Origin of the sequence: Streptococcus tangpeifui (assembly GCF_011038795.1) — a bacterium.
GTDB classification, from domain to species: Bacteria; Bacillota; Bacilli; order Lactobacillales; family Streptococcaceae; genus Streptococcus; species Streptococcus tangpeifui.
In genome coordinates, this window is the sequence record NZ_JAAKDU010000014.1 from 23,840 (window position 1) to 45,106 (window position 21,267).

The window sequence follows — 21,267 nt, forward strand, 5'->3', positions numbered from 1 at the left end:
ATAAGAAAGCACCTAACGGCATTCATAGCTAGGTGCTTTTTTGTATACAGGTCTAAAGACAGGTTTTACTCAATGTCCAAAGGAACTCGGTGCTGGGGTGCCGGAAACAGTTTGTTAAGCTGTTCCATAATGTCAGGGGTGAGCTTGACGTCTTGGGCAGCGATGAGTTCCTTCATGTGTGTCACTTGTCCTGTTCGGGGAATTGAGATCATATTGGACTGAGCCAGAGTGAAAGCCAGTAAAAGTTGGTAAATATTGATATGTAATGCTTGGGCAATATCAGAGAGACTCTTATTGTGGAGTAGCTTTCTTTGCAAGGATCCTGCTTGAGCTAAAGGACAGTAGGCAATCGTAGGAATATGATGCTGGTCCTGAAAGGGTTTCAAACAGTATTCGATACCACGGGAGCCTAGGTGATATAAAACTTCGTTAGCTTGGCAATGACTGCCTGTTGGCAAGGCTAAGAGTTCTTCCATATCTTCTAGGTCGAAATTAGAGACCCCCCAAGCTTTGATTTTTCCCTTGCTTTTTAAACGTTCTAACTCAGACACCGTTTCGGAAAGTGGGGTTCCGCCACGCCAGTGGTAGAGGTAAAGGTCTAAATAATCTGATTGTAAGGCTTTAAGTGAAGCATCGAGGCTGGACTCCATACGCTTTTTATTAGCATTTGAAGGAAGAACTTTGGAAATAAGGTAGAGCTTATCGCGATTGAAAGGCTGAATGGCCTTACCGATCAACCTCTCGGCTTTACCATTACCGTACATTTCTGCTGTATCAATAATGGTTACCCCTCTATCCAAAGCATACTGCAGGGCAGCCAGTTCTTCTTGTTCGGCAGATGCTTTTTCTCCTAAGAACCAGGTCCCGATTCCTAATTTAGGTTGTAGTAATAAGGCATTATGCATAATAAGTACCTCCGTCTTAATGCTATAGGATTTGGCAATGCAGACTCTCGACTTTTTTCGATGAGCCTGTTTATTTTTGCATTTTGTAGAGAATAGAAGCTAATTTTAGAATGAAAAAATCTGAAAGCTTTCTTGGATCATGGCCAGTTTTCTCAGTAATTTTATTGAGTTTATACTGGACCGTATTTTTGTGGATAAATAGTTTTTCAGCGCATTTTTTAATACTGCCGTTACAAATCTCGTAGGTATCTAAAAGCGGTATCATATCTTCAATGTCTTTTTGAGAGAGATGGGTAAAAATCTTATCTAAAAAATACTTTTTATTAGTATCGGCAATATTGTGTAGAACAAGTCCGTATTCCATATCGCTAAATAATAGTGCTCGTTTTTGATAAAATGTTTTATTCCAGCCAAGAGCTGTTTTAGCTTGACTGATACTCCGATTTAACTCCTCTTTTCCTTGACCGGGCATTCCGACACCGAACAATAGAGATATCTTGTACTTCTTTTTGATGACACTCTCTATTTTTTTAATAATTTTAGAAGCAGCTGAAGGCTGTTGCAGCTGCAAAAGAACCAGAATCATATTTCCCCTAACTTCAAAAATGGCCTCCTCATCTCCCAAGAGAAGCTCTAAATCCAGATAGACATTGGAAATATCCTCAAAATACTGCTCAGTGAGCCGATCATCGCTTGGCAAACCAACAATAGCTGTATATTTTTTAGACGACAGATTGATACCATAAAGCATTTCAACTGAAAAAGCATCGCTCTGATCATCATTTTGAATATAATCAATAATGTTTCGGTGGACATTGCGCCGATTATAAACAAGCTCCCTAGCGGCGTTATTTAGGATTAAAACTTTGGTCATCTCTTTAATAATTTCTCCATATTGAGCGACTTCTTCTTTTTTGCCAGTGATACCGATAACGCCAACGATTTGGTTATCAATATCAACAGGTAGGTTGATCCCTTGTTTAGCCCCTTCGTATTGGTTATCGAATTCAATGACGATAGGCTGATTTTTATCAAGAGCAAACTGCGCCCCTTCATGATTGACTTGACCGATACGGTTAGGATCGGTGCTGGCAATAATGACTCCCTCGGTCGAAAAGAAGTTCAGTTCCTGATTGATAATTTTTTTCATACGAGTCAGGATATCCTGGACGACACTAGCCTCAATCATAAGTTTTTCCTCCCCTTATCCTTACACAGGTGCTAGAGTTATTATACTACTTTTGGTATTAGTTTTTGTAATAAAAAAGAACGATGGTTAGTCGGTCGCAGTTTTTTGGATAAAAGTGTCAAAAAGAGAATAATCTTTAGGCTCTCATGCCTTTCTATTGCTTAAATAGTGCGGATTATTCCTTTCATTCCAATTGCTATAGCCAAAGCATTAAGTTTTTGAAATTCTAAATAGGATTAGCTGTTGAGAAAATGATTTGTTATGTATACCAAAGAACATGGGGAAACTTTCTAGTAAACTATAGTTTGTGAAACGTTGAACATAGAAAGAGGGATGTGGTACCATGAAGCCATCGGAACTGAGGATAGAGTTGTTATTTATGATAGCCTGTCAATTCTCAGACATCGGTAATTGAGAATGCTAATGCAGGGATGTCACTATAAAGTGTTTTATCTTGGTTAATTGCTTTCTCAATGTTAAATTTCAATACTAAAGGAGTACGATTATGGACAGTGGACTAATTAGCTTGTTAGGTGTTCTGGCTGCCTTGACCTTTTTGATCTGGGGATCTTATAAGCAGTTTCCTATTCTGATTTTAGGACCGGTTGCCTCTCTTATCGTTATTCTCTTGTCAGGCTTACCAGTGACAAAGAGTTTAACGACTGACTACGCCTCAGCTTTTGCTGATTTCGCAAAAGACAATTTTTTGATTTTCTTACCAGCAACGATTCTTGGTTCGATGCTCGGAGACTGTGGAGCAGCCCAAGATATTGCTAATAAGATTGCAGAGTGGTCTTTAAAGATGGGCAATAAAAATGCTAAGTTTTGGGTTTTAATGGGTCTTTCTCTCATTACGGCTATTCTCTCATTTGGTGGTGTTAGTGGTTTCGTTGTTATCTTTACCATTGCTCCTATATGTTTCCGTATTTTTAAAGAGTTGGATATTCCTTGGCATTTCATCATTGCTGTTGCGGTTTATGGTGGATCTATGTGGACAGCTATCTTACCAGGTTCGCCTGCCATTCAAAATTTGATTCCGATGAAAACTTTAGGAACCAAACCAACGGCGGCACCCATACTTGGTATTATCGCTGCCGGCGTATCCATCATCTTTGGGGCTTGGTATATCTGGTGGATGCTCAAACGCAATGAAAAGCGCGGAGAAGGTTTCGAAAAGACTGGGCACAAAATGGAAGAAGCTTCGCAAATTTTAGCCTTAAAGGCTATGGATAAAAAGACGACAACGTTAGATTTTATCAAAGCACTTGTGCCCTCTATTGTTCTGATTGTCGCTATGAATGTTTTTAATGTCCCTCCTTACCTTTCTTTGACTCTGGGCTGCTTGGCTTGCTTTGCTCTCTACTATAATAAATTTGCTAACTTTAAAAATACCATGGCTGACGGTGTCAATTCCACGATGAAGTCTATCATGAATGTTGCTTCTGTTGTTGGTTTCGGTGGTATTGTTGCTGCGGCACCAGGCTTTGATTATCTGGTTAATAACTTGGACAAAATCCCAGGACCGCCGCTGATTCAATTAGCGATTGCGACGAACTTAATTGCTGGTATTACAGGTTCTGCTTCGGGTGGTGAAGCTATTTCGCTCAATGTCTTTGCACCGCGTTTCTTAAAACAAGGTATCAGCGCAGATGTTTTGCACCGTATGGTTAATATCTCTTGTTACGGTCTGGACTCTCTACCCCACAATGGTTCGGTTATCAACCGTCTCAACTACACTCATTTAACTCATAAAGAAGGCTACTATCATGAATTTTGGCTGGGAGCTGCTTTCCCTCTGTTGAATTCAGTTTTCATTGCTATTATCGCCTCGTTTGGTATTGTTTAAGGCCAATTATCACATTTGAAGGAACGTCGAGTAAAAGATAGCCTGCCTTATGCGCAAAGCGCATGGCGTCAGCCTCCTATTTTCTTCTCGCTTTCTTAACGCCCTTAGTATCTTATGTAATTGAACACGGCTACGACACTGTGCAAAAAGACAGCTTCTCCTAGCGTCCTGTGACGCTTCGTCGAATCTCCTATTTTGCTTTGTGTCGCTCACGCCTTAGTATCTTAAATAAAGGAGAAAAATATGGGGAAAGCACCAAAAGTCATTGAAATGGCTGTTTATCCTGTTGCCGGTCATGACAGCCCCTTGCTAACGTTAAGTGGCTGTCACGCTCCTTACTTTACAAGAAATATTGTTGTTTTAAAAGACGATAGCGGTAATCTTGGTATCGGAGAAATACACGGCGGAGAGCATATTACCAAGCAGATTGAGAGCTATAAGCCCTTTGTTCTTGGTGAACGGGTCAGTGAATACCGCAAGGTTCTGACCAATATTCGCAGGAGCCGTGAGAGAGCGGCCCAAGATACTGGTGAGGGTCTGCAGCAGTTAAATATTTCCAATTTAAAATTTGTTGTTCAGTCTGAAGCAGCTGTTGAATGCGCTATGCTGGATCTACTAGGTAAGTTCCTAGAGCTGCCGATTGCTGCTCTTTTGGGTGAAGGCGGTATTCAACGTGATGAGGTTGAATTCTTGGGTTATCTCTTTTATTCAGCAGATTCTTCCAAGATTGATCTGCCTTATGAAAAAAGCGATGGCAGCGACAGCTGGGAATCACTGCGCCGAACCGAAATGATGACGCCCGAGGCTATTGTTAAACAGGCGCGCGTGCTCAAAGATAAGTATGGTTTTAATAATTTTAAACTAAAGGGCGGTGTTTTAGCCGGTGAAGAAGAAATGAAGGCGGTTGACGCTTTGAAGGCAGCCTTTCCAGATGCCCGCATTAATATTGATCCTAATGGCGCTTGGACACTGGAAGAAGCAGTGGCTTTGACACAAAAGCGTAAAAATGTGCTGACCTATATTGAGGATCCGTGCGGTCCGGAACAGGGCTTCTCCAGTCGGGAAATCATGGCAGAATACCGCGATGCCACGGGAATTCCTGTGGCGACCAATATGATTGCGACCAACTGGCGGCAATTTCACCATGCTGCGGCTCTGCGCAGCGTCAATATTGTTTTAGCCGACCCGCATTTTTGGACTCTAAATGGCAGTGTTCGTATGGCCTATCTTTTGAATGAGTGGGGTCTAACTTGGGGCTCGCATTCCAATAATCATTTTGACATTACACTTGCGACCTTTGTACAGGTTGCGGCTGCAGCTCCAGGCAAGATTGCTCCGGTCGATACCCACTGGATCTGGCAGGACGGTGAGTCCTTGCTTAAAGAACCGCTAAGTTTTGCTGATGGTAAAATCAAACTTCCAACTAAACCCGGTTTAGGTGTTGATATCGATTTGGATAAATTACAAAAACAAAACGAGCTCTACCATCAAATGGAATTCAAGGATCGTGACGATACTATTGCCATGCAATATCTGGAAAAAGGTTGGCAGTTTGATCCTAACCGGCCGGTCTTTTGCCACCGCTAAATATGGAGGCTTAGTTATATGATAGATAAGATTACAAAAGTTGAAGTAAAGTTGATACGCGTTCCGCTCAAAAAGCCTGTCAGTGATGCCAAGGTTATCCAAGGTAAGCAGACACCCCTAAAAGAAGTCATGATTACAGCGGCTCTTATTGAAACTGAAGCAGGCTACACGGGGATGGGCTATACTTATTGTAAGCGTAATGGTGGCCCGGCTCAGTATGCTCTATCGAAGGAATATGCACCCTTGCTATTAGGACAGGATCCTAACGATATCAGCCGCTTATGGAATAAATTATTGTGGTCTAGTATTTCCATCGGCAATACTGGTGTTGCTGTGCAGGGAATCACGCCTTTTGATATCGCTCTGTGGGATATTAAGGCTAAACGCGCCGGCCTGCCCTTGAGTAAGCTTTTGGGTCAGCATAAAGAATACGTCCCTTGTTACAATACGACTGGTGGTTTCTTGCAGGATACTATTGAGGAAGTTATTGCCCATGCGAATACGGTATTGGAACAAGGTGTCGGCGGTGTAAAAATCAAGGTCGGCCAACCCGACTACAAGGAAGATGTCAAACGCGTCGCTGCTTTAAGAAAGGCGTTGGGTGATGATGTTCCTATTATGATTGACGCCAATCAGCAGTGGGATGTCTCAACGGCTCTTAAGGCTGGTAAGTATTTTGATGACTACAATCTGGTTTGGTTTGAAGAGCCTGTGACCTGTCACGATGTTGAAGGGCATCTGCGCCTGTCCCAAGCTCTTGGCACACCGATTGCAACAGGAGAAATGCTGACCAGTTACGAAGAAGGGGTTCCTTTCTTTGAAAAACGGGCTTTTGATGTCTGTCAATTAGATGCGCCGCGTATCGGCGGTATCACACAGTTTCAAAAGGTACTCCAGCGGGCAGAAGAAAATCATTTAGTCTTGGCGCCGCACTACAGCATGGAGCTCCATCTACCGCTGACAGCCTGCTACAGCGGCGATGCTTGGGTAGAACATTTTGAATGGTTTGAAACCGTCGGTCTTTTTGAGGAAAAGGTGGAATTGGTCGATGGCAAGATGAAAGTGCCAACACGTCTGGGTCTGGGACTTACACTTAATCAGGCTGTTTTACCGGATTTGCAATTAGATGCTCAGATTTTTCAATAAAGCGTCGGCTAGATAGGATAATTTTGGAGGATAAAAAATGTCAGTTCCTACAGTTGTAAACATGGATGTTTATCCGGTTGCCGGATATGATTCCATGCTATTAAACCTAAGTGGGGCTCATGGGCCTTATTTCACGCGCAATGTGGTGATCCTGGAAGACAGTTCAGGTAATTTGGGTGTCGGTGAGGTTCCGGGCGGCCAAAAAATTACCGATACGCTAGAAAAGGCTAAAGAATTAGTTGTCGGACGCAGTATCGGAGAATATAAAAATATTGTCAAAGAAATTGGTCAGCAATTTGGCCAGCTTGACTCAGGCGGCCGCGGTCTCCAAACGTTTGACCTCCGGACAACTGTTCACGTTCAAACAGCAGTAGAAACGCCTTTGCTTGACCTTTTGGGTCAGCATCTGCAAGTGCCGGTGGCTGCTCTTTTAGGAGATGGACAAGTTCGTGAAGATGTGCCTTTCTTAGGTTATCTCTTCTATGTTGCTGATCCTAATAAAACCGATCTTCCTTATCTACAAGGAGATGACGACTCTGATGACTGGGGTCGCCTGCGCCGCAAGGAAGCCATGACACCGGAAGCTATTGTTGACTTAGCTAAGGCTGCCTACAAACGCTATGGCTTCAAGGACTTCAAGCTTAAAGGCGGGGTTCTGGAAGGTAAAGAAGAGGCGAAGGCCATCAAGGCTTTGAAAAAAGAATTTCCACATGCCCGTATTACTCTGGATCCTAATGGAGCCTGGTCCTTGAAAGAAGCCATAGAAATCGGTAAGGATTTAAAAGGCGTTGCTGCTTATATTGAAGACCCTTGCGGAGCTGAAGACGGCTTTAGCGGCCGTGAGGTCATGGCCGAATTTGTCAAAGCTACCGGTATTCCGACAGCGACCAATATGGTTGCAACAGATTGGCGGCAAATGCAGCATTCCGTTGCTCTGCATTCTGTAACCATTCCGCTTGCTGATCCGCATTTCTGGACCATGCAGGGTTCTGTCCGCGTCGCTCAGATGTGCCACAATTTTGGTATGACTTGGGGCGTTCATTCCAACAACCACTTTGATATTTCCTTGGCTATGGTGGCCCATGCGGCCGCTGCAGCACCGGGTGACATCAATGCTTGTGATACGCATTATATTTGGCAGGACGGCCAAGCGCTAACAGAAAATCCTCATGTGATTAAAGATGGACTTATTCATATTGCTAAAGATTCTGTCGGTTTAGGCATCAAACCAGACCTAGAGGCTATCAAAAAAGCGCATCAGCTCTATCTTGATAATAACCTAGGCGCGCGTGATGATGCTATCGCTATGCAATATTTGATTCCAGATTGGACGTTTGACAATAAAAAGCCAAGTTTAGTAAGATAGGAGACAATCTCAGTGTTTAATAAAGAAGATGTAAAAGGTATCATCGTCCCAATTATTACACCGGTGGATGATGATGAAAATATTGATGATACTAGACTGAGGAAAATCGTCAATCATGTTATTGAAAACGGGGTCCATGGCATATTGGCTTTTGGCAGCAATTCAGAATTTTACATGTTTGAGCCCGATGAAATGTTTCAGGCTCTGGATGTCATGCTGGAAGAGGCTGCCGGCCGTGTTCCCATTTATTTTGGTATCGGTGCTATTCGTACCCGCAAATGCATTGAGCTTGCTCAGGAAGCTGCTAAAAGGGACATTGCTGCTGTTTCAGTGCTGAATCCCATGTTCATTAAGCCGACTCCTGAAGCGCTGTATCATCACTTTAAAGCGATTGCGGACAGCGTTTCTGATACAGCCATGCTGCTTTATAATAACCCGGGGCGCTCCGGCTATACGATTCCGCTGGATATTATTGTCCGTTTAGCTCACGATGTTCCCAATATTATTGGTATCAAAGAATCAAGCGGAGATATCACCTTTTGCAGTGAACTGGTCCGTCAGACTCAGGATGTTAATTTTCGAGTGCTGACAGGTAAGGATACCGTTGTATTTCCGGGACTTTGCGTAGGAGCTGTCGGCAGTGTTTGCTCTACAGCGAATATGTATACTCAGTTAGTTAGCAGCATCTATGATTACTATGTTGCTGGTGATTTTGACAAATCTTTGGAAGCTCAGTTTAAACTAAATCCAATTCGTTTATCACAAGATGCAGCAAGCTTCCCAGCTGCTACTAAGGATATGGCCAATCTGATGGGAATGGATGTCGGTAAATCAATCTTGCCAACGGAAGCAACCGTAGACCCTGTCCTAGAGAAGATGAAAGAAGAAATGCGCAAAGGTGGTTTTCTTCCGCCTGAGTAAATAAACATTAGCAGGAGGGATCTGTATGGGGAAAAGGATTGTCATTGCATCGGACTCTTTTAAGGGCAGTGCCAGTTCTAAAGAGGTTGGAACCTATATTTCTGAGGGTATCCGTAGCCTATATCTTGATTATGAGACTAAAATTTTTGCAATTGCAGACGGCGGTGAAGGAACGGTCGATGCTATTCTGGATGTTAATCACGGTGAAAAGGTTACGGTTTGTGTGCAAGGGCCGCTCGGTACCCCAGTCAACGCTTCCTATGCTATTATTGACGATGGAAAAACGGCTGTTTTGGAAATGGCATCAGCTTCAGGTATCACCTTGATTGCGCCAGAGTCTTTAAATGTGATGCGAGCTTCTACCTATGGTACCGGACAGCTCATAAAAAATGCTCTGGAGCATGGTGTAGAACGCATTTATATTGGTATTGGTGGTTCGGCCACAAATGACGGCGGCTTAGGCATGGCATCAGCGCTGGGTGTCAGATTCTTTGATAGCCACCAACAAGAACTAGCAGCGACAGCTGAAAATTTAGGAAAAATAGCCGACTTGGATGCTTCTGCTATAAGGAATAACTGTCGTCCAGTAGAATTACATATTTTATCCGATGTGACCAATCCGCTCTGCGGTGATAATGGTGCGACAGCAGTTTATGGACCGCAGAAAGGTGCCACTGCTGATTTAATTACTGTTTTAGATGAGGGGCTTGCCAATTTTGCTGAGGTCATCAAGAAAAACTTACAAAAGGATATTAAAGATATCCCTGGAGCAGGGGCGGCTGGCGGCCTTGGAGCCGGTTTGATGGCTTTCTTGGATGGTAAACTAGAGCGCGGAATTGATAAGATTCTGGAAATGATCCATATTGAAGAAGATATTAAAAAGGCGGACCTCGTTATCACTGGCGAAGGGCGTATGGACGGCCAGTCCATCAATGGGAAGGCTCCTATTGGCATTGCTGCCATTGCCCAAAAATATCAGGTGCCTACGGTAGCTATTGTTGGTAGCTGTTCTTTAGACTTGGATGAAGTCTACCGTCAGGGTATAGCGGGTGTCTTTGATGTTGTTAATCGTCCAATGAGTTTGGAAGAAGCTATGACGGACACAAGAAATTTAGTCGCTTCAGCCAGCCGTAATCTTATCAGTTTATTTGGTACATTGATCAAATAATTGAACGCAATGCATTATAATTGTAGTACATAGACCATTTATATTGCTATTAAGGTCTGTTACAATGTAGAATAAGAATTTAGAAGGGATGTATTAAAGATGAAAATCGGATTTGTCGGTTTAGGTATTATGGGAAAACCAATGGCTATCAATCTAGTAAAAGCTGGTCATGAAGTCTATGGTTTCGATTTTAATCAAGCGGGTATTGATGCTTTGGTGGCAGCTGGCGGTCATGCTGCAGACAGTGGCAAGGATGCCGCTCAAAAAGGTGATATTGTTATCACTATGCTGCCAAACTCACCGCATGTCAAAGCAGCCTTGTTTGATGAAAATGGGATTGCTGAAGGCTTAAGTGCTGGTCAAGCAGTCATTGATATGAGCTCTATTTCACCAGTAGCTAGTAAAGAGTTTCACGACAAATTGAAGGAGCAGTCTGTTTCCTTCTTGGATGCTCCTGTATCTGGCGGTGAACCTAAGGCCATTGATGGGACTATTGCTGTTATGGTTGGCGGCGACGAAAAAGTTTTTGAACAATATAAGGATGTCTTGCAGGCTATGGCCAGCAGTGTAACCTTAGTCGGTGAAGTCGGTGCAGGTAATTTGACTAAATTAGCCAACCAAATGATTGTTGCGGTTAATATTGCGGCAGTGTCAGAAGCCTACTCTTTGGCTAAGAAAGCCGGCGTCGATCCATCACGGGTTTACGAAGCTATTCGAGGCGGTCTTGCTGGTTCGACTGTTATGGATCAAAAATCACAAAAAATCTTTGACGGTGACTTTGCACCAGGTTTCCGTATTGATCTGCATATCAAGGATTTGCAAAACGCTCTGGATGCCTCTCATTCTTACAATGTCTCAACGCCGTTCACAGCTCAGGCAATGGAAATTTTACAAGTGCTGAAAGCTCATGATTACGGTTCAGACGACCATTCAGCCATTGCCCGTTACTATGAGTTGGTCAACGGACAAAAACTGCAGTAGGTTGCTCTTTACAAGTGTTAAAAATACTTACGGATAAAAAATTAGTGCTTAGAAGGAGGTCTTAAAGGCGGAAACTTCTTGAAAAACGATAGCACTGAGAGAGCCAGCAGGCGACCGATTCAGTGGTGTTGCTGGCTTTTTTAATTTATGAAAAAGTATTTGACTTGAGGTAAGACTTTCAAAAAGTTGAATGATTTTTATGAAGAGATTGAATTTCTAATTTAGCGGATTTAATCCTTTTGCTTTTACCTTGGTAGATTTTATCAGAACTTTGCTATAATTAAGCGTATAAAGAAACTCTCAGAGGATAAGGTTAGGAGACTATTATGACAGGAACCAAGCAGTACAATTGGGCAACCTTAGGAACGGGTGTCATTGCTAATGAATTAGCCCAGGCCTTGCAGACTCAGGGCAGAAAACTCTACTCAGTTGCTAATCGCACCTATGAAAAGGGTGTAGCCTTCGCTGAAAAATATGGGATTGAGAAAGTCTATGACAAGATTGATGAAGTGTTTGAAGATCCAGCCGTTGATATTATTTATATCTCAACACCCCACAATACTCATATCAATTTTTTACGCAAGGCTTTGGCCCACGGTAAGCATGTGCTCTGCGAAAAGTCCATTACGCTCAACTCTGAGGAATTAGCGGAAGCTATTCACTTAGCTGAAGACAATCATGTTGTCTTAGCAGAAGCTATGACAATTTTCCACATGCCTATTTATCGCCAATTATCAGAGATTGTGAATTCGGGGAAATTGGGTGAACTCAAGCTTATCCAGATGAACTTTGGCAGCTATAAAGACTACGATATGACCAATCGCTTCTTTAGTCGCGATTTGGCGGGCGGTGCCTTATTGGATATCGGCGTCTACGCTTTGTCCTTTGTTCGCTGGTTTATGGCATCGAGCCCCAACCAGATAGCTTCGCAGGTTAAGCTGGCACCGACAGGTGTAGATGAACAGGTCGGTATCCTTCTGACCAATGACCAAGGCGAGATGGCGACTATTACCCTCAGCCTCCACGCTAAGCAGCCTAAACGGGGAACCATTGCTTATGATAAAGGCTATATCGAGATTTATGAGTATCCGCGCGGTCAAAAAGCAGTTATTACCTATACCGAGGATGGCCATCAAGAGGTGATCGAAGCAGGGGACACCGCTCAGGCTCTGGCCTACGAAGTCGCCGATATGGAAAAAGCGGTAGCAGGTATCGAGGATAGCATGCACCTGGACTATACACAAGATGTCATGACCATCATGACCCAGCTGCGCCGAGAATGGGATATGACATATCCTGAGGAAGAATAATGAAAAGAGCTCCGTATAAGCGGGGCTGTTTTAGTAGGATTGTTAAAGGCTTGATAGCTAACTGTTCTGGCGAGTGGTGATACCGTGTGAGCAATTATCGTATTTTGGCGAATGTTTATACCGACGAAATTGTGATCGGAGTCTTTGCGGTGGGGCATGGGAAGGAAATCTATAAGAAGTGAGCTAGATGGCTTCATGCATTTGTCGTGCAATAAGCATCTCAATCTTGACAAACCTGAATTAATTTTAGTAAAATGAAATTAATAGGACCGCCCACCTCTCTCTGATGTGACAAGGCGGACATTTTTTTATGGATAATTGAATGGAAATCAAAGAATTTAAGACTTTTGAAGAGCAGGTAGCCAAGCTAATTGAACACGGATGTGAGGATATAACTTCCAAGGAATATGCCATCACTATTCTGAAACGTATCAATTATTATCGGCTAACTGCTTATTTTCTACCTTTTAGAGATGAAAAATCTCAAAAATATGATAGCAACAAGATATCCCTAGAAAAGGTCTACAGCATCTATCAGTTTGACTCAAAACTCAGACTACTGTTAATGGAGTATCTTGAAGATATTGAGTTATATTTTAGAACACAAATAGCCTATCACCATTCTGAACAATATGGCGCTTTGGCTTATAAAAATAGGGAGAATTTTAACAAGTTTCATAAACACGATGAGTTTATGGATAATCTAAAAAAAGAATTGAGCTATCGAAGAAAGGATCCTGTTTACAAACATCATCAATTCAAGTATGATGGCGAATTCCCTCTTTGGGTCTTGGTTGAATTTTTCTCATTTGGTATGACTTCTAAATTTTATGCCGACAGTCCAAGTACAGTTCAAAGTCTTATTGCTAAAGACTTAAATATCAAGACAGCTCAAGTTCGTACTTACCTTGAAGTTGCAGTTGTCCTCAGAAACTATTGTGCACATTATGGCAGATTATATTATAGAAGTTTCACGAAAGTTCCCAGACAGCTGCCGTCTTTTATGACTGAAAATATCAAAATTAAAAATCGCCTCATGGCACAATTATACGCGATCAAACAACTATACATTGATAGCGATAAATGGAATAATTATTTTATTCCTCGTTTAAAAGACTTGTTTACTAAATACCAATCTAGTATTCATTTACATCACTTAGGTTTTACAAGTGACTGGGAAGCTGTTTTGAAGAAATGACATGGTATAATACTTATATAAAAGTGAAATGATATAAAAATGAAAGCTAACATACAATACTTAGATTTATTTGCAGGTGCTGGAGGACTATCTGAGGGTTTTAAAAGAACTGGGAATTATAGACCGATTGCTCATATTGAAATGAACAAGCATGCTTGTGATACCCTCAAATCAAGACTTGCCTATTATTATTTGCAGGAAAATAATAGAACAGAATTTTATTATGATTACCTAAGGAATAATATTTCAAGGGATAAACTTTGGAAAGCTATACCTCAGAATATATTGGAAAGTGTCTTGAATACTGAACTTAGTGAGAATAATTTAGAAGAGGTCTTCGAGAAAGTTGATAAATTAGTTGCAGACTCGGAAACAAAAACGATAGACTTAGTGATAGGAGGTCCACCTTGCCAAGCATATTCAATTATGGGCAGATCAGTCAGTAGTAATGGCATGAAGGATGATCCGCGGAATTATCTTTATAAATTATATGTTAAATTTATAAGTTACTATTCCCCAAAAGTATTTATATTTGAAAATGTACCAGGGTTATTAACAGCAGGAAACGGTTTAATTCTTTCGGATATAATCGAATCTTTCAAAAATATTGGTTATAATTTAGAGTATAAAATTTTAGATTCCGCGAATTTTGGAGTACTTCAGAATAGGAAGCGAGTTATCATAATTGGTTGGAAAAAGGGACTTAATTTTTCTTATCCAAAATTCAAAGATGTCTATAATTCAAATATTACTGTAAATTCCATACTAGAAGATTTAGCGGCTGTTCCTATAAACTCTACAAATAATACTTATATTAAAGAACCGAATGAATACTTAGTGAGGAGCGGAATTAGAGATGACAATAGCCCGTTGACTTGGCATACAGTTAGATACACAAATAGTAACGATAGAAAAATTTATAGAGAAGTTATTGAACGGTGGAATACCTATGGTGAACGTTTAAAATATGATATGCTTCCGGAGAGTTTGATTACTCATCAAAATAAGAAATCATTTCTTGATAGATTTAAGGTATTAGGAGCAAATTTGCCAACATCTCATACAATGATTGCTCATATTGCAAAGGACGGACACTATTTTATCCATCCAGATATTAAACAATGTCGTTCAATTTCTGTTAGGGAGGCAGCTAGGATTCAATCATTTCCTGATAATTATTTTTTTGAGGGTCCAAGAACATCAGCGTTTACACAGATAGGAAATGCTGTTCCACCACTAATGGCTTATTACATCGCTGATAAGTTAAAGGAGTTCTTTACAAAGGAGGATTAGCAGATGACAGAGGTTAAATTTAGACCAAAAGCTCAGATATTAATACAATTAGGCGATCAATTGATAAAGAACGAAGGAATCGCTCTATTAGAGCTTATTAAGAATGCTTATGATGCTGATGCAACTGTCTGTAACCTTGAATTAAGTTATCTTGATTCTGAAATGATGGGTGAAATCATAATTGAGGATAATGGTTTGGGTATGTCTTTTGAAACGATTAGAGATGTCTGGATGCAACCAGGAAATACTCATAAAAAAGATCAAGTAATCCAAGGAAAAACCACTCGCTTAGGCCGACTTCCGATTGGTGAAAAGGGAATCGGTCGTTTTGGTATTCACAAATTAGGTAAAGAAATAGAAATAGTTTCTAGGGCTGAAGGGAAGAAAGAGGTATATTTTAAAATTGATTGGGAGCAGTTTGACTCCAGTCAATTTTTAGATGAAATTCCAATTGTTATAGAGGAGAGAATTCCAGAGAAGTTTGTCAACAATACAGGAACATGGATAAGAATAAGACATATTGAAGTTTGGAACAAGAAAAAATTTAGAGATACTTATCGTCAGATCACGTCTTTAAATTCGCCATTTGAGTCTTTAGAATCTTTTACAGTCAATGTTGATACTACGAATAGTGACTGGATAGAGGGAATAATAAACTTTAGTGAGATAAAAGAGTATGCCTTGTACCAGTCTAATGCACAATTCATAGATGGCAATATAAAAAATTTTAAATATAAATTTTTACCTTATGATAATATGTCTGTAGCAAAAAGGAAAGTTGAAAAAAAACAAATTCCCTTGAATTTTTCAGATGATGGTAAGAAAAAAGACCCTGCTCAGTTTTTTGATACTTTAAGTGATAAATTCATGTCAGAGTATGGAATTAATGATTTTAGTATTGAACTTTATGTATTTGATAAATCTTCGGAAGTAACTAGATTCATTAATCAAGGGAAACAATCATTTAAAGAGTATCTAAATGATAATGGGGGAATACGTATTTATCGTGACAATATGCGAGTGCTTGATTACGGTGAGAAAGGTAATGACTGGTTAAGTCTAGATTCTAAGCGTGTTAATAACCCTGCTAGTTCATTAAGTAATAATATTATCTTAGGAGCTATCTCTTTGAAGAGAGATAGCAGTTCTGGGTTGATTGAGAAAGCTAACCGAGAAGGTTTTATTGATAATAAAAGTTATGAGATTTTCGAGAAGATTATTGAAAAATACCTGTTTGAATTTACTAAAGAAAGGAATATTGATAAAGATAGGCTACGTCAATCTTTAAAAGAAGATAATAAAGAAATTGCTGACCTTGTTGGAGAAATTAATGATTCTATACAAAAGTTGGATATTGATAAAAAATTAAAATCTCAAATCAATAAAAAACTGAACAGGGTAAAGTCTGAGTATAAGTTTATTAAAGAAACTTACGTTAAAACTTCGTCGGCTACAAGTAGTTATGCTATTGTTATTCACGAGATGGAGAAAATTGTCAAAGAGTTGTCTGGTATTTCTTGGAATTCTAATGAGATTGATAGGATAGATAAATTAACGCATAGGTTAAGAGATGTTATCGAAGGATACACCTCTATTTTGAGAAATAGGAGAAAGTCAAATTATTCAGTTAATGAAATCATCGAAGATTCCTTATTTAACGTTGAATTTAGGTTAGAAGCCCATAAGGTGAATTTAGAGACACCATACAAGAAAAAAGAGTTCACTGTATCTTGTGATAAAGGTTTAATAATTTCGGCCATTATGAATATTATTGATAATTCAATATATTGGACTCACAGAGCAAAGAATTCTCAAAATAAAATACTCATTGATACGAAACTTTCTGAGGACAATAGAGTTGAAATTATGATTGCAGATAATGGAGTTGGTTTTCAAGGAAATCCAGAAGATATGATTAGACCTTTTGTTGGAGAAAAGCAAGGCGGATTAGGTTTAGGACTAAATATCGTTAATGAAATTATGAATTCTCAAAAAGGTCAGTTGCTTTTTCCGGATAATGATTCGGTAGATGTCCCAGAAGAGTATAAATCTGGAGCAATAATTATTTTAAGTATTCCACAATCAAATTAGAGGAGAAAAGATGAGTGTTTTACCAAATAATGGTTCCATTGTTATTTTGGATGATCAGATAAATGAGGCGGAACCATTGATAAGATTTTTGTCTAAAGAAAATAAGTCTTTTAGATATTTTGATGGGCACAAGAGCAGTTTACCAAGTGATGAAGGCCTCAAAGAGGCAGTTCGTGTTTTATTTTTAGATTATAATTTAACTTCAGGAACTAGTGGAACAAACCACATTGCAACAATCACATCTAATTTAAGCAAAATCATCCCTAAAAATAATGGTCCTTATTTTACCTTGTTGTGGAGCAAAAATAAGGATGATGCAGAGGAATTTGAGAATGAGTTGGCGAGATATACAGAAGATTATCCTTATTTACAACCTGTTAAGGTGAAGAATCTAAGTAAAAGTGAGTATTTTGAATCAGAAAATGAAGCATATAAATTTAAGCCTACAAAAGAAAAAGATCTTAAAGATATAATTTATCAAACAATTGGCGAACTTGAATTGTTAGAGTTTTATTCTCATTGGGAAAATCAAGTTCTTTTAACAAGTCAAAAGTTGCTCAATAAAACATCTGAGATTGACTTAGATGCTAGGAATTTAGTGCATTTGCTGGCAGAAATCAATCTAGAGCAGTCAATGAAAGGAATGGAGGATGCGAAACTGATTTCTGCAGCGTATCAGAGTTTGAATAGTGTATATTCGTCGTATTTAAATCATAAAATAGAAGATATTTCCCTCAACAATCAAGCATTTTCAGGCCTATCAACCCAAAATAGTGGGTATAATGTTAACAAAAAAAGGCTGAATAGGTGGTTAAATATTAATACTTTAGATAATCCCACTCACATTGGTAAGGTTTTTTGTGAAGAAGAATCTTTCTTTTTGGATTATAATCTTGTTAAAAATACTAATAATAGAGGCGAGTTCGTTAGGATTGCTCAAGAGAAAAAGGCTGATGAGGACTATCTTCAGTTCATTGGCCTTGAAATTAGTCCAGAATGTGATGTTGCTCAGGATAAAAGAAATTTTTATAGAGTAATTCCTGGAATTATTATTTCTTCGTCACTGATGAAATCTGTTTTTGATGAAATAACAAAAGGTCTGGATAAGGGTGCTAAAAATAACTCTCTAATTTATTTTTGCAAAAACTCTGGAGAGGTACAATTCAGTAAATTACCCAAATCGATTTTCTGCCTTCCAGAGTTTGAATTAAAAGATGGAGAACAATTAAAAGATGTATTTATGATATTAGATTTATCTCAACTTAAGACAATACCAGTAACAAAAGATGGAGATCGAGATTATTTAGAAGGTAAGAGAGGCTTGTTTTCTTTGAACAGTGATATTTTACAATCGATTAAAAATCAGCTTGCAGAGATTATTCAAAAAAAGGGCTACCAACAATTATAAAATATAAGTTCGAGTTCAAGTAGATTGAACCGAACTTTTTTGTTATAATATTCCTATATAATTCGTAAAAAGCGTCTGGTTTTTGCGTGGTTTGCTGGTTTGGGTGCGCAGGCACTCGTGATTGTTTTATATTGAGGTATCTTAGCTATGAAACTTTTGGTTGTTGGTTCTGGCGGTCGTGAGCATGCGATTGCGAGGAAGTTGTTGGAGTCTCCGCAGGTTGAGCAGGTCTTTGTGGCGCCCGGCAATGACGGGATGACGTTGGATGGTTTGGAAATTGTAAATATCGGAATTTCCGAACATTCTGCTTTGATTGATTTTGCAAAGAGCAATGATATTGCTTGGACTTTTATTGGCCCTGATGATGCGTTGGCAGCTGGCATCGTTGATGATTTTAACCAAGCTGGACTCAAAGCTTTTGGTCCGACTAAGTTAGCAGCGGAGCTGGAGTGGTCGAAAGATTTTGCTAAGGAAATCATGGTCAAATACGGCGTTCCGACAGCAGCCTATGGCACATTTTCCGACTTTGAGGAAGCCAAGGCTTATATTGAAAAGCAAGGCGCTCCAATCGTCGTCAAGGCTGATGGTTTGGCGCTGGGCAAGGGTGTGGTCGTAGCTGAAACCGTGGAGCAAGCAGTCGAAGCAGCTCGTGAGATGCTTTTGGACAATAAGTTTGGTAATTCGGGTGCGCGTGTAGTTATCGAAGAGTTTCTGGACGGTGAGGAGTTCTCCCTCTTTGCCTTGGTCAACGGCGATAAGTTTTACATCCTGCCGACAGCTCAGGATCACAAACGGGTCTATGACGGCGATAAGGGGCCAAATACAGGAGGCATGGGAGCTTATGCACCAGTTCCCCACCTACCGCAAAGCGTAATTGACCAGTCGGTTGACAGCATTGTCAAGCCAGTGCTTGATGGCATGATTAGGGAAGGGCGTCCTTATTTGGGCGTGCTTTACGCGGGGCTTATCTTGACCAAGGATGGTCCTAAGGTCATCGAGTTCAACTCCCGCTTTGGCGATCCTGAGACTCAGATTATCCTGCCGCGCCTGACTTCGGATTTTGCGCAGAACATCACGGACATTTTGGCTGGTAAGGAGCCTGACATCACTTGGCTAGACGCGGGTGTGACCCTCGGTGTGGTGGTCGCTTCAGATGGCTATCCGCTGGCCTACGAAAAAGGCGTGGCTTTACCAGAAAAGACCGACGGCGACATTATCACCTATTATGCAGGCGCTAAGTTTGCGGAAAATAGCAAAGCGCTGCTGTCAAATGGCGGCCGTGTCTACATGCTAGTCACCACAGCCGACAGCGTCAAAGCTGCGCAGGACAAAATCTATAAGAAACTTGCCCAACAAGAAACAGCAGGCCTCTTTTACCGACATGACATCGGAAGCAAAGCTTTATAATTCAGGCGCATTAAATATTGAGACATGAGGCTTGAATATAAAATTTTGGTGTTTGAAAAATGAAAAATAGACTGCTATTTTTAGAAGGTTCTAGCTTAACTTCAAGAGAGACGCTAACAGTATTGCTAAAAGAGGGCTACAAGGTTGATGTCTTGTCTCTAGATAAGTTTTCTATTGCAAGATTCAGTCGACTCACTCATAGAATTCCGACAGTTGATGTGAATCGTTTTCCTGTAGATTATTTGAAACAAGTTAATCAGCTGCTTCATCAAAAAAATTATGTGGCTATTTTGCCAACACATGAAGAAGGCTGGTTATTGGCAAGTGGGAAGAAGTTTTTACCAACTCGTTTGCCAGTAGCGCTTGCTGATAAGGAACAATTTGAAAAGTTAGCTGGGAAGATCGCTTTTGCTGAAATTTCAGATCAGTTAAATTTGCCGATTCCTAAATGGGAGCGTGTGGAAAAACTAGAATCTATTTCACTTCCTTATCCTTATTGGTTAAAGGCAGACTATGGCACTGCCGGACGTTCAGTTTATAAAATTACAAGCGAAGCTGATTTGAAAAGTCTAGTAAAGGTCTTGTCAATTGACAATGAGAGATGGATGGTTCAGCAAGATATAGATGGAGAATATGGGCAAGTTCAAGCAATATTTAATCAAGGGAAATTACTTGCAGTTCATTCAAGTATAAAGATTGCATCTGGTGCTGGCGGTTCAGCTGCTGCTAGATTAAGTATAGAATCTGAAATAACGAAAAAACATGTTGAAAAGTTAGGAAGTTATTTAAAATGGCATGGAAGTCTAACCTTGGATTTTATACGTGTTCATCATCAATTTTATTATATAGAGTGCAATCCCAGAATGGTTGAACCTGCTAATGCTTATAAAGCGGGGGTTAATTTCCCGAAAATGATGATAGAATTAGGCAAGGGCAGCTGCACTCAGCCTGATATCTATATAGGAAAGGCTGGAGTAAAAACACACAGTTTGTTGGCATTGATAATTGGCACTGCTGAAAGAACCAAGAGCAGGAGAAAGATATTGCAAACAACAGGGCACTGGCTTTTAAAAAGTGATAGTGAGGAGGTTTTAACACCAATTTGGAAAGACTTTTTGAGTTTTATTCCTCTTGCCATTATTATAATCCGATTATTGATAAATCCTGGAAGTGTCACAAAACTGGTCAATAATACTGTTAAACATTACAGTGTGGAAGCAGCCACCCTAAAAAATATTTGAGTAAAAGATTCCATTTATTCAAAGGAAAAGGAATATTTCGTTTAGGTTACTTATTCTTTTCTACGGGATTTTCGCAAATAACCAAAAGTCGCTATAACATAAAAAAACGAAAGGAACTGAACACGCCTACAACACTGGGCAAAAAGATAAGTCTTTCCTAGAGGGCTATCCTCGTCGTCAGACTTCCTTATTTGCTGGGTGTCGTTTAAC

At 40.1% G+C, this 21,267-nt stretch carries 17 protein-coding genes; 15 read left to right on the forward strand and 2 right to left on the reverse strand.

The features are described from left to right. Positions 1–65 precede the first annotated feature (65 nt). Positions 66–905: an aldo/keto reductase gene (locus tag G7Y32_RS09470; RefSeq protein ID WP_165213128.1), complete on the reverse strand. Its 840-nt coding sequence runs from the start codon at positions 903–905 to the stop codon at positions 66–68. A gap of 70 nt (positions 906–975) precedes the next feature. After that, entirely contained in the window at positions 976–2,094 is a 1,119-nt protein-coding gene (locus tag G7Y32_RS09475; protein ID WP_165213130.1) for a CdaR family transcriptional regulator, read from the reverse strand. Between the two features lie 505 nt (positions 2,095–2,599). On the opposite strand from G7Y32_RS09475, the gene G7Y32_RS09480 reads away from it, so the two are divergent. From G7Y32_RS09480 to G7Y32_RS09550, 15 genes are all read left to right on the forward strand, one after another. Next, a complete protein-coding gene (locus G7Y32_RS09480) occupies positions 2,600–3,940 on the forward strand; it encodes a GntP family permease (RefSeq protein ID WP_165213132.1) in 1,341 nt (446 codons plus the stop codon). 243 nt (positions 3,941–4,183) lie between these two features. Next, positions 4,184–5,527, forward strand: a complete 1,344-nt coding sequence (locus tag G7Y32_RS09485) for an enolase C-terminal domain-like protein (RefSeq protein ID WP_165213134.1) — start codon at positions 4,184–4,186, stop codon at positions 5,525–5,527. A gap of 18 nt (positions 5,528–5,545) precedes the next feature. Next, a complete protein-coding gene (locus G7Y32_RS09490; RefSeq protein WP_165213136.1) occupies positions 5,546–6,673 on the forward strand; it encodes an L-talarate/galactarate dehydratase in 1,128 nt (375 codons plus the stop codon). 37 nt (positions 6,674–6,710) lie between these two features. Beyond that, complete coding sequence (locus tag G7Y32_RS09495; RefSeq protein WP_165213138.1) at positions 6,711–8,039, forward strand: enolase C-terminal domain-like protein; 1,329 nt, start codon at positions 6,711–6,713, stop codon at positions 8,037–8,039. 12 nt (positions 8,040–8,051) lie between these two features. Next, a complete protein-coding gene (locus tag G7Y32_RS09500; RefSeq protein ID WP_165213140.1) occupies positions 8,052–8,960 on the forward strand; it encodes a dihydrodipicolinate synthase family protein in 909 nt (302 codons plus the stop codon). Positions 8,961–8,985: 25 nt separating this feature from the next. Continuing rightward, positions 8,986–10,128 carry a glycerate kinase gene (locus G7Y32_RS09505; protein WP_165213142.1) on the forward strand — a complete coding sequence of 381 codons (1,143 nt, stop codon included), beginning with the start codon at positions 8,986–8,988 and terminating at the stop codon, positions 10,126–10,128. A gap of 99 nt (positions 10,129–10,227) precedes the next feature. Continuing rightward, complete coding sequence (garR, locus tag G7Y32_RS09510) at positions 10,228–11,109, forward strand: 2-hydroxy-3-oxopropionate reductase (protein WP_165213144.1); 882 nt, start codon at positions 10,228–10,230, stop codon at positions 11,107–11,109. Between the two features lie 326 nt (positions 11,110–11,435). After that, positions 11,436–12,419, forward strand: coding sequence for a Gfo/Idh/MocA family protein (locus G7Y32_RS09515; protein ID WP_165213146.1), 984 nt, complete (start codon positions 11,436–11,438; stop codon positions 12,417–12,419). An 86-nt stretch (positions 12,420–12,505) separates the two neighbouring features. Beyond that, positions 12,506–12,601: a type II toxin-antitoxin system RelE family toxin gene (locus G7Y32_RS09520; RefSeq protein WP_435796730.1), complete on the forward strand. Its 96-nt coding sequence runs from the start codon at positions 12,506–12,508 to the stop codon at positions 12,599–12,601. 140 nt (positions 12,602–12,741) lie between these two features. Then, a complete protein-coding gene (locus G7Y32_RS09525; protein WP_165213148.1) occupies positions 12,742–13,617 on the forward strand; it encodes an Abi family protein in 876 nt (291 codons plus the stop codon). A 39-nt stretch (positions 13,618–13,656) separates the two neighbouring features. Continuing rightward, the gene (locus tag G7Y32_RS09530; protein ID WP_165213150.1) at positions 13,657–14,910 is read left to right on the forward strand and encodes a DNA cytosine methyltransferase; all 1,254 of its coding nucleotides are present in this window, start codon (positions 13,657–13,659) and stop codon (positions 14,908–14,910) included. A 3-nt stretch (positions 14,911–14,913) separates the two neighbouring features. Continuing rightward, positions 14,914–17,001, forward strand: a complete 2,088-nt coding sequence (locus G7Y32_RS09535; RefSeq protein WP_165213152.1) for an ATP-binding protein — start codon at positions 14,914–14,916, stop codon at positions 16,999–17,001. A gap of 10 nt (positions 17,002–17,011) precedes the next feature. Then, a complete protein-coding gene (locus G7Y32_RS09540; RefSeq protein WP_165213154.1) occupies positions 17,012–18,409 on the forward strand; it encodes a hypothetical protein in 1,398 nt (465 codons plus the stop codon). Positions 18,410–18,556: 147 nt separating this feature from the next. Further along, the gene (gene purD, locus G7Y32_RS09545; RefSeq protein ID WP_165213156.1) at positions 18,557–19,816 is read left to right on the forward strand and encodes a phosphoribosylamine--glycine ligase; all 1,260 of its coding nucleotides are present in this window, start codon (positions 18,557–18,559) and stop codon (positions 19,814–19,816) included. A 59-nt stretch (positions 19,817–19,875) separates the two neighbouring features. Further along, entirely contained in the window at positions 19,876–21,057 is a 1,182-nt protein-coding gene (locus G7Y32_RS09550; RefSeq protein ID WP_165213158.1) for an ATP-grasp domain-containing protein, read from the forward strand. The last annotated feature ends 210 nt before the right edge of the window (positions 21,058–21,267 follow it).

Bases quoted from the DNA above. Each gene is read 5' to 3' on its own strand.
- G7Y32_RS09470 (WP_165213128.1), bottom strand. From the start codon at position 905: ATGCATAATGCCTTATTACTACAACCTAAATTAGGAATCGGGACCTGG.
- G7Y32_RS09475 (WP_165213130.1), bottom strand. From the start codon at position 2,094: ATGATTGAGGCTAGTGTCGTCCAGGATATCCTGACTCGTATGAAAAAA.
- G7Y32_RS09480 (WP_165213132.1), top strand. From the start codon at position 2,600: ATGGACAGTGGACTAATTAGCTTGTTAGGTGTTCTGGCTGCCTTGACC.
- G7Y32_RS09485 (WP_165213134.1), top strand. From the start codon at position 4,184: ATGGGGAAAGCACCAAAAGTCATTGAAATGGCTGTTTATCCTGTTGCC.
- G7Y32_RS09490 (WP_165213136.1), top strand. From the start codon at position 5,546: ATGATAGATAAGATTACAAAAGTTGAAGTAAAGTTGATACGCGTTCCG.
- G7Y32_RS09495 (WP_165213138.1), top strand. From the start codon at position 6,711: ATGTCAGTTCCTACAGTTGTAAACATGGATGTTTATCCGGTTGCCGGA.
- G7Y32_RS09505 (WP_165213142.1), top strand. From the start codon at position 8,986: ATGGGGAAAAGGATTGTCATTGCATCGGACTCTTTTAAGGGCAGTGCC.
- garR (WP_165213144.1), top strand. From the start codon at position 10,228: ATGAAAATCGGATTTGTCGGTTTAGGTATTATGGGAAAACCAATGGCT.
- G7Y32_RS09515 (WP_165213146.1), top strand. From the start codon at position 11,436: ATGACAGGAACCAAGCAGTACAATTGGGCAACCTTAGGAACGGGTGTC.
- G7Y32_RS09525 (WP_165213148.1), top strand. From the start codon at position 12,742: ATGGAAATCAAAGAATTTAAGACTTTTGAAGAGCAGGTAGCCAAGCTA.
- G7Y32_RS09530 (WP_165213150.1), top strand. From the start codon at position 13,657: ATGAAAGCTAACATACAATACTTAGATTTATTTGCAGGTGCTGGAGGA.
- G7Y32_RS09535 (WP_165213152.1), top strand. From the start codon at position 14,914: ATGACAGAGGTTAAATTTAGACCAAAAGCTCAGATATTAATACAATTA.
- G7Y32_RS09540 (WP_165213154.1), top strand. From the start codon at position 17,012: ATGAGTGTTTTACCAAATAATGGTTCCATTGTTATTTTGGATGATCAG.
- purD (WP_165213156.1), top strand. From the start codon at position 18,557: ATGAAACTTTTGGTTGTTGGTTCTGGCGGTCGTGAGCATGCGATTGCG.
- G7Y32_RS09550 (WP_165213158.1), top strand. From the start codon at position 19,876: ATGAAAAATAGACTGCTATTTTTAGAAGGTTCTAGCTTAACTTCAAGA.